Origin of the sequence: Winogradskyella schleiferi (assembly GCF_013394655.1) — a bacterium.
Taxonomy (GTDB): domain Bacteria; phylum Bacteroidota; class Bacteroidia; order Flavobacteriales; family Flavobacteriaceae; genus Winogradskyella; species Winogradskyella schleiferi.
Genome location: NZ_CP053351.1, coordinates 983,510 through 997,763, shown reverse-complemented (window position 1 = coordinate 997,763; position 14,254 = coordinate 983,510). Strand labels below are relative to the sequence as shown.

The following is a 14,254-nucleotide window of genomic DNA, read 5'->3' as shown; positions in this document are numbered from 1 at the left end:
AGAAAATGTGATTGTCGAGGTATTAGAATTTTAAGATATAATTAACTAAGCTATCATCGTGATGTAATTGTAATTTTTTGCGCAATCGATAACGTTTAGTTTCCACACTTTTTATAGATATATTAAGCAGTGGCGCCATTTCCTTAGAGGATAAATTCAACCTTAAATAGGCGCAAAATTTCAAATCGTTGGGTGTTAATTCTGGATGTTCAGCTTTAATTTTATCCATAAAATCTTTATCGGCATTGTTGAAAGCTTCTTTGAAGAATTTCCAATCTTTAGTATTGTTCAAATTATCATCTATTAACTCAACAGCACTTCCAATATCCGATTTATTTTTAGCCTTCTTTAATTCCTTTTTTATTTTACGAAGCATTTCATTTTTTTTGATAATGCTCATAGTAGAAATAGCCAACTCCCTATTTTTCCCTTCAATGTCCTGATTTAATTTTTCATTTTTAACTTGTATAATCTGTCTTTCATTCTTAAGATGCTCATGTCTTATAATTCGGTTGTAGTAAAATTTATAGGCTTTATGCACAAAAATGCCAATGGCTAAAACGATTAATAGATACACTATTATAGCTAGATTTGTGATATACCAAGGCCTGTCAATTGTAAATTGGTAATATACTATATTTCTTGTTTGCTGATTTCCGACTTTGGCTCTAATTTCCAAGTTATATTCGCCAAAAGAAAGATTTTCGAATTGAACACTTGAGCGCCCAGACCATGAGCTCCACCGTTCCATCTCGCCATTTAACTTGTACTGATAATTGACATCCAGAAATTTATTGTATTCCGGCACCGAATATTCAAAAAACAATGCGCCATGTTTGTGTTCAAAATCTCCCTTGTCTTGAATAGGTAACATTCTGACATTATCATTTTGATCCGTAATTTTCACTGCATTGAGATAAATAAAATAATCAGATTCATTTGTTATCTGCGATGCATTCAAGGTTAAATATCCATAAGAAGTTCCAATAACATATTTGTCTTTTTCAATATGCTGAATATTCTCAAAACCAAGCACCCCTTTTCTCAATTTTGAAGGAATCGAAATCGTTGTTAGTTCGGGTTTATTGGTAAGATTGTCATTATCAATAAAACTTATGTTTTGATCTGAAAACAACCAGAGCTTCCCCTTTTGATCTACTACCATTTTTGCAGATTCGTACGGCGAAACTTTTTCACTTAACTCATTGTTTTTTTCAAATTTTCCATCGTTTTTATTATAATCAAACACACCATCCTCAGACGTATATAAAATATGGCCTTTGTAACTAATTAATCCCGAATTCTTTCCTAATCTTAATTCCAATTGGCGTTTTATATCTACAACCTCATGCAACGTACTATCTAACTGAATTACAAAAACACCTTTGTATTCATTATTTACCAAGATTTGATTCCAGTCGTTGATTTCGAAAAAACGTGACGAATTTTTAAAACCTTCAATTTTATTGCGCACATCCCAAGAGTTGTTTTTCTTTTGAAGCACATACAAGCCGTCGTAATTCCCTTGGAGCAAAAGATCGTCGTGATTTGGTATTTTTTTAAAATTCCAAGCCCCTAAAATAGTACTGATACTTTTTGCAACGTCCACCTCAACAATAAAAGTTCCTAAGTGATGCCCACAAAATAAGTTTTCATTGTTATCATTATAAAGACTCCAAACCTGGCCCGCTGTACCTTTTACAAAACTAAAATCTTGATTTTTCGAATCTAATGCCCTATAAAACAAACCTTGATTTGTACCAACATAGAGATAATTGTTAAAAATTAGTGTCGTATAAACCGTACCAATATTTCCATAATAGTCTATAAATGTTTTTATTGACGAATTCACATTGATGCAGTTTATTCCATTATCCAAACCTGTCCATACGTTGTTTTCATGGTCTTCAAAAAGAGATAGAACCGTATTATTAGCTAATCCATTTTTTTGATTTATTTCATATTCAATTTCTCCTCTTGTATTAATTTTAATTAACCCATCGGAAATTGTCCCTAAAACAAAACTTTGATCGTTTAGTTGAATATTGCTAAACACATTTAATTCCTTCAGCCTTTTATTTGAAGACACATTCCATTCGCTTAACTTATCATCATCAAACTGAAAAAACCCTGAATTACGTGATAAAATAATCAGCTTTTCATTATGCATAAAAACATCTATAACTCTATCCTCCAAAACAATACGATCATTAATTACTAATTTTGGCTGACCGCCTTCTAAGACATAAATGCCTTCATTAGCCACATGGTAGTAAATTTGATTGTTGACATTAAAAACTTTGTAAATTATGTTCTCGGAATTTATAGTTTTAAAAGTCTCAGAAGTTTTGTTGTAAAAGTATAGTGCATGACCAGCTTGAAACAACACCCATTCCTCATAACTTAATATATCCCAAATTTGATCTTCACTTAATATTTTCTCGCCCAACTTAGGGATTAAAGAATAGTAGTCCAAAATTCCTAAATCATTGCGCTTCCAATAGCCAAATTCTTCATAACACCCGGAATATATTCTATCATCAATAACCTTAACAGCTCTAAGGACCGTATTATTGGGAGATCGATAAGGCATCCAATCAGAACCGTTAAATTCTAACAGGCCTAAATTATTAGCAACATAAATATAACCTTTGGAATCTTGGGAAATCATCCAGTTTTGATTCTCGCCACCATAATCAAACGCTGTATAAGTTTGTATAGGCGGCAACTCTTGACTGTTCAAAATCAAGACTAAAGACACACTTAATAAGAGCAGAATATTTTTCATTAATTTCATAAAGTTAGTATTATGTCTTTTTCACTTAAGGAAATAATTATAAAATGGAATTAAAAAATGAATACAGAAAATGCCAACCCTTTAAGAGTTGACATTCTCAAATCTAAACAAAATATAACTAATTTTTACAACAAAGCCATCATTAAAAAAGCCGCCAGTGCGCCTCCCACCAGTGGCCCTACAACTGGTATCCAAGCATAAGCCCAATCACTATTAGCTTTATTTTTTATAGGTAAAATTGCATGCATAATTCGTGGCCCTAAATCCCTTGCAGGATTAATGGCATAACCAGTTGTACCACCAAGAGACAAACCAATAGACCACACCAAGAACGCCACAGGCAAAGCACCTAAAGAACCTAAACCAATAACGGTTTCCGTTTCATTGATACTGGCATCTGTAAAATAGAAAATCGTGAACAACAAAACAAACGTTCCTAGCATTTCACTAAAAAAGTTTGAAAATGTATTCCTTATGGCTGGAGCCGTACAGAAGACTGCTTTTTTAGAATCTCCATCTTCCGTTTCTTCAAAGTGATTTCTATAGGTTAACCAAACTGTTGTTGATCCAATCATTGCTCCAATCATTTGGGCTAACACAAACAACGGTACATCAGTCCAAGGAAATTTACCTGCAACAGCTAAGGCCACTGTAACCGCAGGATTGATATGTGCGCCACTATGTGGGCCAGCAATAACGACGGCTACGTAAACCGCCAATGCCCAACCTGTTGTAATCACAATCCAACCGCTGTTATTTCCTATGGTTTTATTGAGCACAACATTGGCAACAACGCCTCCACCGAGTAAAATTAAAATCGCTGTGCCAATAATTTCTGCTATAAATGGTGTCATATCTTTTTACGTTGTTGATTATATTTAATTACAAATTCTAAGTTAAACAGAGTATTAAATTTTGTTATTAGTGAAAAGACCGCTTACTGAATCAAGTTCAGCACAAGTCGCTTTTAGACAATAGAATCAAGACTAAATTGCTATCTGCAAAAAGCAGTGATGACCAATAAAATCTTTCAAAATCGCCTTAAGACGTGGTTTTAAATTTCACACACAAAACATCACACATTTTTTGTCCAATATTCCAAAGCGTCAATCGCTCTATACCAACCTTTGATATGTGTTTTTATTTCTGTCCTATCTTTCATTGGGCTAAAGGTTTTATCCGTTTGCCAGATATCCTGAATTTCTTCAGGATTATCCCAATAGCCAACTGCCAGACCAGCTAAAAATGCTGCTCCCATCGCCGTAGTCTCCACAACTTTTGGCCGAATGGTCTCGGTATTTAAAACATCGGACTGAAACTGCATCAACATATTATTAATTGTTGCACCTCCATCGACACGTAATTCTTTAATTGATAAACCAGAATCCGCTTCCATCGCTTTTAAAATATCCATGGTCTGGAATGCAATAGATTCCAATGCCGCTCTTGCGATATGCGCATCTGTACTTCCTCTTGTCAAGCCGAACATGGTGCCTTTTGCATGCTGGTTCCAATGTGGTGCTCCAAGACCTGCAAAAGCCGGTACAAAATATACACCGTCTGTATGTTCAACTGACGAAGCCAAAGCTTCAACATCGGAAGAATTTCTTATGATTTTCAGACTATCCCGCAACCATTGTACAACGGCTCCTGCTATAAAAACACTTCCTTCTAGAGCATAAGTTGTTTTACCGTTGATTTGCCAAGCCACTGTAGTCAATAAATTATTCTTGGATACGATCGGTTTTTCGCCAATGTTCATCAACATAAAGCAACCTGTGCCGTAGGTGTTTTTAACCATTCCGGGTTTAGTACACATTTGTCCAAATAAAGCCGCTTGTTGATCGCCAGCGATACCTGCAATTGGAATTTTAGTATCATAAAAAGTGGACGTTGTATGACCATAAACTTCACTTGAGGCCTTCACTTCCGGTAACATACTTTCGGGAATCGTCAACAACCCTAATAATTCATCGTCCCATTCCATGGTATTGATGTTAAACATCAAGGTTCTTGACGCATTGGTTACATCAGTAATGTGCTGTTTGCCTTTGGTAAAATTCCAGACCAACCAACTGTCTATAGTTCCCAAAATTAAATCTCCAGCTTCTGCTTTTTTTCTGGCACCTTCCACATTATCGAGAATCCATTTTACTTTAGTTCCAGAAAAATAGGAATCAATGACCAATCCTGTTTTTTCTTTGATCATTTGTGCTTTTCCCTCCTTTTTAAGTTGATCGCAGTAATCAGAGGTTCTTTTGTCTTGCCAAACAATGGCGTTGTAAACGGGTTCTCCTGTATTTTTATCCCAAACTACTACAGTTTCGCGCTGATTAGTGATTCCTATAGCTGCGATATTTTCCACATTTAGTCCTTTACTAGCAATGGCTTCCGCAGCTACACCAGCTTGTGAAGACCAAATTTCCCTGGGATCGTGTTCTACCCAACCCGATTTGGGAAAATGCTGCGTAAACTCTTTTTGGGCTTGAGATATGATATTACCGTTTTTATCGAAAACAATAGCTCTAGAACTTGTCGTTCCCTGATCTAAGGATAGGATATATTTCCCCATATTTTGTTGTTTATATGTTACTTTTGCCGAAGTAGACGTTCGGTAAAAATTAGTTTATTTTAATATATATTGATCGGCAATCTCAATAAAATTTGATATTTGTTCTGCTCGCCAATCGATAGTTTGGTTTAATTCGGCTCTTAATAACTCGCCTACCATTGGTGTAATTTCCACGGCCGCTTTCGCATCTAAAAACAAAATACGCACACGTCTTGCCAAAACATCCTCTATACTTCTGGCCATTTCGTGTCGCACAGCCCAAATGACTTCAGCTTTTGTAAACTCCAGTCTCGCATGTAACTTTTCGCCTAAAACAGGATTCTCCTTTACCAACGCTGCAATCCCTTTTTGATCTGTACCATAAACGTAAAGGTGGTTCGTACGATCTACACTTCCATTTGATCCATGAATCAAAAGATCCTGGGTTTTACAATTGGCATCAGGCAGCTTGTTCATTGCAATCATTTTATTCACAGTATCTTGGGCCATTCTTCTGTAGGTGGTCCATTTTCCTCCTGTGATCGTAATTAATTCAGAATCTGAAACTATGATCTTATGACTTCGTGAAATTTCTTTGGTTTTTTCGGATTTATCTTTTGGTGCGGCTAACGGCCTAAGTCCTGCATAAATGCTTAACACGTCAGCTTTAACCGCTTTTTTGTTCAGATATCTGTTTGCAGTTTCCAATACAAAATCAATTTCCTTATCCAAAGGTTTTGGTTCTAAACTATGACTATCTAACAACGTATCTGTTGTACCAACCACAACCCTATTATGCCAAGGCACTAAAAACAATACACGGCCATCATCTGTTTTGGGAATCATAATGGCATCGTTTCCTGGTAAAAATGATTTATCAAAAACCAAATGAATACCTTGACTTGGACGAATACTATTTTCAGCCGTAGCATCATCCATTTGCAATATTTCATCTGAAAACACACCAGTTGCATTTATGACTGCTTTAGCATTTAAAGTATATTCAGTATTGGATTCCCTATCAATAGCTACAACACCATTTACAAGCCCTTTATCATCCTTCTGTAGGTTTTTCACCTCGAAGTGATTTAGAACCGTTGCATCATTCTCAATACATGTCTGAGCGATATTGACAGCTAATCTTGAATCATCAAACTGACCATCATGATAAACAACACCACCTTTTAATTTATCAGTTTTTAATGTCGACAATCTAGAAATAGTTTCACTTTTCTTTATTCTGACCGATTTTCCGAAACTTAATTTCCCTGCTAAAAAGTCATAGACTTTCATTCCAACCGTATAGAAAAAATTATCCCACCATCTGTAATTCGGAATAATAAACGATTGGTTACTCACTAAATGTGATGCATTTTTCAACATCAGGCCTCTTTCGTACAAGGCTTCACGCACTAAATCAATATTTCCTTGCGCTAAGTATCTTACGCCTCCATGCACTAATTTTGTACTTCTACTCGATGTTCCCTTGGCAAAATCAACCTGCTCCAGAAGCAGTGTTTTGTAACCTCTAGTCGTACAATCCAATGCCACTCCCAATCCTGTTGCTCCTCCTCCAATGATAATGACATCCCAATTTTTTGTGGACTTTAATTGACTTATTAAGGTTTCTCTTTTAAACAAAATGCTTTTATTTATTTCAATTGATTGTCAAATATATAAAAATAAATCAAATACGAAATAAAACGAAACTATTATTTCGCTAAATATGAAGTTTTTATAAAAAATACACTTCATTTACTTTCGTTTTGCTATATTTGTGAGCACTTAAACTTAAAGCGTTATAAAAAATCCTTCAGATCAGGACATATGAAGCGACATCAAGACATATTAGATAGACTCGCCAAAGAGAAACACCTCGAAGTGCTTGACTTGTGCGATATATTGAATGTTTCCGCAGTAACGATTAGAAAAGACCTCAAACTTTTAGAGCAAAAAGGTTTACTACACCGAACCCATGGTGGCGCATCATTGGAAAATCCCTATATTAATGAGCGAACCGTTTTAGATAAAGAGAAAATCTCGGTTGAGGAAAAAAACGGCATTGCACAAATGGCCGCAAGTCGCATCGTTGAAAACGACTCCATTTTAATTGCTTCGGGAACAACCGTTCAGGCATTTTCAAAATTTATCCAAGCCAAAAACAAATTAACGGTGATCACCTCATCACTTCATGTGGTCCTACACCTTATACACGATAAGAATATTGAAATCCTTCAGCTTGGCGGCTACATTAGGCACAGTTCAGCCTCTGTAGTTGGCAATTATGCAGAATATATTCTAAAAAATGTATCGTGCAGCAAACTATTTTTAGGTGTTGACGGTATTGATTTAGAATACGGGCTGTCCACCACCAACCTCGAAGAAGCAGAATTGAATAAAAAAATGCTAAAGGCAGCCCAAAAAGTAATTGTATTGGCGGATTCTTCAAAATTCGGTAAAAAGAGTTTCGCTAGAATATGTGACCTTTCCCAAGTCGATGAAATCATAACTGACAAAGGTATTTCTGAAATTAAACGAAAGAAATTAGAAGAAAAAGAAATTAAAGTGACCATTGTCAACTAATCTATATAAATAGATAAACTAAACAACTCATAAAATGAAACACTACTTATTTTTAATGGTATTTGCTGTATTATTTTCATGCCATTCAGATAAAAAGAAAAGTGATCCTTCTGAACAAGAGACAACACAAAATGAAAAACCAAATATTCTATTAATTGTTGTGGATGATCAAGGTTATGCAGATTTCACACCTTTTGATAATTATGACAAAACGGTTTCCAGTCCTAACATAGCACGTTTAGGCAAATCAGGAACCGTTTATACACAAGCCTATGTAACGGCTCCTGTCTGTAGTCCGTCTAGAGCAGGAATTATTACAGGAAAAAACCAATTCCGTTGGGACATTCCAGCAAGTTGGGGACCAGGATTACCAGATGACGTTAAAACACTTCCTGAGTATTTGAAGGAAGTTGGTTATCACACCGCACGAATCGGAAAAAATGATTTAGGTCGTAATTTTCATAAATATGATGTTAGGGAATATCCACTAAACCATGGTTATGATGAATTCTTGGGCTTTTCTGCCCATGCTCACGATTATTGGGCAAATTCCCAAAGCATCAAAGAGCGCACACCAGATCCTTATGGCACTAGTGCACTCTTAGGGCCATTGATGCATAACATGGGAGAAAAAAGTTATGAAGATGGTTATCTTACCGATATTTTAACGGACGAATCCATTGATTATCTAAAACGACATCATGACAAACCTTTCTTTTTAACCCTATCTTATAACGCCGTACACCACCTAATTCACGAAGTCCCTCAAAAATATTTGGACAAATATAACGTAAAGGCTATCCCTAAATATGATCCAGATAGTTTGGTGACCTATAGTTACCATAAACCAGGCAGCTATTCCGCGTACTATGATAAATATTCTAGAGTTGGCGCTATAAATACCGACGACCTGAGGAACTATTATTTAGCCAACCTTAATTGTCTTGATGACAATATTGGTCGTGTTTTAGATGCTTTAAAAGAAACAGGACTAGACAAAAATACGTTAATTGTATTTGTTTCAGACAATGGAGGTTCTCCGCTTACGGGTTCCAATAATGCACCATTAACAGGTGGAAAATACTCCCTATGGGAAGGCGGTATTAGAGTGCCAATGGCTGTGAGTTGGCCAGGACAAGTAGAAGCTGGTAAAGTTGAAAAACGCTATGTTTCTGCCTTGGATATCTTACCTACGTTAACCAAAGCTGCTGGTGTTAAGCTAACGGATACTTCTATTGATGGTATTGATTTATTGGAACCAAAAGCCGAACGTTTATTAGTTTGGAAATGGCAAAAAACCTGGGCTGCACGAAAAGGCAAATGGAAAATAACGAATGCCAAGGAAAACCACTGGAAAAGTGAACCATCTGCCCAATATATTGCTCCAATACGAGATGATTTAACCATTAAATTATTTGACATTGAAGCTGATCCTGGTGAGCGTAACGATGTTGCTGCCGAGCATCCTGAAAAAGTTAAGGAATTACAAGAGGCTTATGATGCTTGGGTTAAAGCCAACGTGGAAAAAGGAACTGAAACCGAAAAGGAAACCGAAACTGACACGCACTAATAAGTTTATTTGATTAATAGCTTATTTTTTAGATAAAAAAACCTGTGAAGCTAATTTCACAGGTTTTTTATATTTCTAAGTAACTATTACTTATTTGATCTCAACCAACTCAAGGTCAAAAACCAATTCTTGTCCCGCTAATGGATGATTTCCATCTACGATAACATTGTCTTCATTGACCTCAACAATTCTAAATTGGTGCTCATTACCTTGCTCATCCCTTGATGCTAAACCTAAACCAACTTCAGGCTTCACTTCCGGTGGCAATTGTGCTCTATCCACTTTATGGAATAATTCTTTTTTGACATCACCATAAGCGTCTTCCATAGGAATATCAACAGTTTTTTTATCATTCACTTCCATATCGATAACGGCTTTTTCAAAACCAGGAATTAGCATGCCTTTACCTAATGTAAACTCTAAAGGCTCACGCTCTAAAGAACTATCGAAGACTTGTCCGTTTTTTAATTTTCCTGTGTAATGTACCTTTACCGTATCATTTTCTTTTACTTGACTCATAAATTTTTGATTTCGTTTTAAATAGGATGCAAAACTATTGTTTATATGAGAAAATAAAGAATATCATGTAGGTTTTTCAGGTTATTTAAGAAAAACTTAACTTCTGGATTACATTTTTTTTAAAACCGTAATGAATTGATTTAGAGTTGGAACTCATTTAAAATTATTCAACTAAGTATTACTTTTTCTCATCCATGGGGAAGTACAACATAAAACTAGAACCTTTGCCTATTTCACTGTCCACATCCACACAACCATTATGCAAATCCATAATGCGCTTGCATATGGCCAACCCGATCCCAGTTCCTATATATTCGCTAGAGGAATTCAGTTTTTTAAAGGGCTTAAAAATATAATCTTTCTTATCTTCATCCAATCCAATGCCATTATCTTCGAATGTAATTTTCTTAAATCTTATCTTATGATTTGCTTTTAGATGTTTAGACATATCCTTGCCAACCACCTCTTCTAGGCTGATCTTGATTACTGGTTTGTTTTTGTTAAATTTGATTGCATTTCTTATCAGATTGGAAAATAATTGATACATTCTTGTTGATATGCCTTTGATTTCCCCTAGCTCTTCTTTTTGTATCTTTACGTTTTTTTCATCAATTACAACTTCTAGGTCCGAAATGACGGTTTCATAGATATCGTCCAAGTTTACGGTTTCTACTTTTACGTTATTATCATCGATTTTACTATAATCCATGATATCATTAACAAGGTTGGTTAAGCGTTCTGCCGAACTTTCAATTTTTGTAGTATATTTTTCAATGGAACCTTCGTCGTTATTTTTTACAAGAGAGTTAAACATTCTAATTTTTCGCAAGGGCTCTTTAAGGTCATGGCTTGCCATATAGGCAAATTCCTCTAAATTCATATTTAACTTTACCAACTCTTTATTGGCTCTTCTTATATCTCGTGTTCTTTCCTCAACTTTTTGTTCCAGTTCGTCCCTGAATACCCTTTGTTTATCAATATTTGTAAAAGAGCCGATGTAACCTTTAAAATTTCCACTATTATCGAATGTTGGAATGCCTTGATTCAAAAACCACACATATTTACCATCTTTACGTCTTGCCCGATATTCTGAACTGAAAGGTGCTTCTTCAGCATGCGCTTCAGCATAAGAGTTTGCAGCTACTTCTAGATCATCCTTGTGCACAAACTGTAGCCAACCCTTACCATAATTCTCCTTCATAGTGCTACCCGTGAAATCGAACCAGAAGTTATTGATATAAGTACAATTGCCTTCTGCATTGGTGATCCAAATGGTAATTGGCGCTGCATTGGCAATGGTTTTAAACCGCTCTTCACTTTCTTTCACTTTTTCCAGCAATACTCTATCATTGGTAATATCTATGAGCGTAGCAAATCCCTTTTTGGGATTTTTATCCTCGTCAAAAATCAGTCGTCCGGTAATCCTAATGTGCTTAAGTCCTTTGGCCAGTTGAACTCTAATCTCATGATGGATTTCTCCAGTCTCCAAAGCTTTTTTAATGCTTCTTTCCCTTGCCTCCAAATCATCTGGATGGACTTTGCTCATTACATCTTGCTGCGTAATTGTCTTTTTTTGATTCAGTTCTAAAAATTCATGCAGCGTTTTATCTGCATATAATCTATCCTCTTCAAAATCATATTCAAACACCATTAAATTAGAGGCTTTAATTGCAGTTTCTAGGATAATTTGATTTTGCCTAAGGGCTGTCGCCTCTTGCGATAAATATAAAATTCTTTCTTCGTTATCATAAGGCATAATAAAACGCACGGCTCTAATGTCATAAAATTTGTTGTTGTAATGCACTTCAATAGCTGCCGAACCATTTTTTAAAGTATCCTTGCACAATTTTTCTAAACGTTTTGCTTCTCTTTTAGTCGAATTAAGATCTGGCAGATATTTGCCTGTGAACTCATTAATTTCCGATTTATCAACGCCTTGTCCAGCTATATACTCTATGTTAAATTCTTTATCTAATATACCAACGGCACCTTCTGGGATATTTTCTGCAATGGTTTTATATATTAACTCGTTGCGCTGACTTATTTCTTTTGCCTCCTTGAGCTCTTGTTCTTTTTCTATCAATAAATCATTGGTCAACCTTAGCTCTTGGTTTGCCGTATTTAATTCCTCATTAGCCGATTGCAATTCTTCGTTACTGGTCTCCAATTCTTCATTACTGGATTTTAGCTCCTCGTTGGAAGATTGCAGTTCTTCATTTATAGTTTGAAGTTCTTCATTGGTGGCCTCTAATTCTTCAGTAAAAATTTGAAGGTGCTCTTTGGTAGATGTGAGCTCATCTTCCAATTCCTTTATTCGCAAATTGACGAAATCTGAGGTTTCCAGTTTTTTCTGAAGTTCTATATGGCCTTCGGTGGGTTCAACTTTTTCGAAAATAACCATGAAGTATTGCACTTCGCTTATTCTATAGACGAGTGGAATAATCTTGATCCGAACGTAATGTAACTGTTCGTATAAGTTAAATTTAACGACATGACTGGTATGTGTAACATTGGTTTTCTTTACTTGTGCTAAAACCGCTTTGACTATGGTAACCAGCTCTGAATTTACCATTTTGTGCAGGTTTACATTCATGGTCCCTTGGCTGATCTCTACATAGAGTCTTAAACTGCCATGGACTTCCTTGATCTCAGCACTATCATTTATGATTACAAAAGGATTGTCATATTTGTAATAAAGGGTTTCCTTTGCTACGTCCGCAATACTCATATTACGTATATTGTCTGCTTTTTCCTCCTCCTTTTTAATTTGATTTCTATTTCGTAATCGCGAAAATTTCAATTGATAATTTAATGAGGACTCTGCCTTTCTAAACATCTTCCCTTTTCCAATTTTAGAAAACAAATCTGCCGCTACACTTACACTTTCAGATTTACCTAGAAATAGTAATCCTTTTGGTTTTAATGAATAATGGAAAATTTGAAAACATTGTTTTTGCAACGTATTGTTGAAGTATATAAGCAAGTTTCTACAAGTGACCAGATCTAATTTTACAAAGGGTGGATCGGTAGTAATATCGTGCCTGGTGAACAACACATGTTGTTTGATTTCTTTTTTTATCTCATAATGGATATTATCACTCTTTTCAAAATACTTGGAAATAATTTCAGCAGGCACATTATCCAACAACTCTTTGTTGTACATGGCTTTTCTCCCAAAATTGATAGCGCGCTCGTCTATATCTGACGCAAATATTTGAATATGGTATTGGTTTACGGCACTTCCCAACAATTCATATAACAGAATCGCTAAGGAATAGGGCTCTTCGCCAGTGGCACAACCTACACTCCAAATACGTATGGCGTCTCCTGGTTCTTTGTCCTTAAGCATTTCAATAAGTTGTTCGCGCAAATAATCGAAAGCTTTTATGTCGCGAAAGAACTCCGTGACACCAATTAAAACCGTATCGAACAGATTGTCCAGCTCTTTAGGATTTTGCTTTATAAGTTCGTAATACTCTAATTTGTTACTTAATTGTAAGGACGCAATCCTATGGTTGATACGACGCATAATAGTCGTAGGTTTGTACATGGAAAAGTCTGTACCCGATCGTTTTTCGAGCAGTTCAAAAATAGCCTCTACAGAACCTTCTTTTATACCACTCGAAGCGATGGAACGTGTATTGGTAATGAATTGTACGATGTCGTCGTACATTTGCTCAGCAGGAATAATTAAATCGATATGACCTGTATCTATGGCTGCATTTGGCATATCTCTGTGTTCTGCCGTTTCTGGCAATTGAGCAATGGTAAAACCACCAAGTTCTCTAATATTGGTCATGCCTTTAGAACCGTCCTTTCCAAAACCGGATAAAATGACGCCGATAGACTTTTTTACTTTGTCCTTAGCCAGAGATTTAAAAAAATTATCTATGGATGGCGTAAAGGAATGCTCTGGCGATAAGTCTTCCAACACAAAAGAACTATTTACAATACGTATTTGCTTATTCTGCGGTGTGACATAGATATTGCCACTACTCAATTCCATATTGTTTTCTGCAGACACTACAGGCCATTTACAACGTTTATCTAAAATTGGTGCCAACTGGCTTTTGTAGTCTGGACTAAGGTGCATCACTATAACAATACAAATATCTGCACTGACGCCATTAAAATTCTTTAGAAATTTTGTTAAGGCATCAAGCCCTCCTGCTGAAGCGCCTACACCTACTACATATAAATCATCTTCTTTTTTAGTCAATTTTTTTTTACTCAA

The 14,254-nt window shown here is 35.7% G+C and carries 8 protein-coding genes; 2 read left to right on the top strand and 6 right to left on the bottom strand.

Going from position 1 to position 14,254, the window contains the following annotated elements; translation table 11 throughout:
- Positions 1 to 22: 22 nt before the first annotated feature.
- From HM990_RS04405 to HM990_RS04390, 4 genes are all read right to left on the bottom strand, one after another.
- On the bottom strand, positions 23 to 2,788 hold the full coding sequence (locus tag HM990_RS04405) for a helix-turn-helix domain-containing protein (protein WP_229719363.1): 2,766 nt from the start codon (positions 2,786 to 2,788) through the stop codon (positions 23 to 25).
- Positions 2,789 to 2,922: 134 nt separating this feature from the next.
- Positions 2,923 to 3,651, bottom strand: coding sequence for an MIP/aquaporin family protein (locus tag HM990_RS04400; RefSeq protein WP_178987778.1), 729 nt, complete (start codon positions 3,649 to 3,651; stop codon positions 2,923 to 2,925).
- A gap of 221 nt (positions 3,652 to 3,872) precedes the next feature.
- Positions 3,873 to 5,369, bottom strand: coding sequence for a glycerol kinase GlpK (gene glpK / locus HM990_RS04395; RefSeq protein WP_178987777.1), 1,497 nt, complete (start codon positions 5,367 to 5,369; stop codon positions 3,873 to 3,875).
- A 54-nt stretch (positions 5,370 to 5,423) separates the two neighbouring features.
- Positions 5,424 to 7,004, bottom strand: coding sequence for a glycerol-3-phosphate dehydrogenase/oxidase (locus HM990_RS04390; protein ID WP_178991822.1), 1,581 nt, complete (start codon positions 7,002 to 7,004; stop codon positions 5,424 to 5,426).
- 171 nt (positions 7,005 to 7,175) lie between these two features.
- Here HM990_RS04390 and HM990_RS04385 point away from each other — a divergent pair, with 171 nt between their 5' ends.
- Together HM990_RS04385 and HM990_RS04380 are read left to right on the top strand one after the other, a co-directional pair.
- Positions 7,176 to 7,931 carry a DeoR/GlpR family DNA-binding transcription regulator gene (locus HM990_RS04385; RefSeq protein WP_178987776.1) on the top strand — a complete coding sequence of 252 codons (756 nt, stop codon included), beginning with the start codon at positions 7,176 to 7,178 and terminating at the stop codon, positions 7,929 to 7,931.
- A 34-nt stretch (positions 7,932 to 7,965) separates the two neighbouring features.
- A complete protein-coding gene (locus HM990_RS04380) occupies positions 7,966 to 9,501 on the top strand; it encodes a sulfatase family protein (RefSeq protein WP_178987775.1) in 1,536 nt (511 codons plus the stop codon).
- Positions 9,502 to 9,591: 90 nt separating this feature from the next.
- On the opposite strand, the gene HM990_RS04375 is transcribed toward HM990_RS04380, so the two are convergent.
- Complete coding sequence (locus HM990_RS04375) at positions 9,592 to 10,020, bottom strand: FKBP-type peptidyl-prolyl cis-trans isomerase (protein ID WP_178987774.1); 429 nt, start codon at positions 10,018 to 10,020, stop codon at positions 9,592 to 9,594.
- Positions 10,021 to 10,198: 178 nt separating this feature from the next.
- Complete coding sequence (locus HM990_RS04370) at positions 10,199 to 14,254, bottom strand: CheR family methyltransferase (RefSeq protein ID WP_178987773.1); 4,056 nt, start codon at positions 14,252 to 14,254, stop codon at positions 10,199 to 10,201.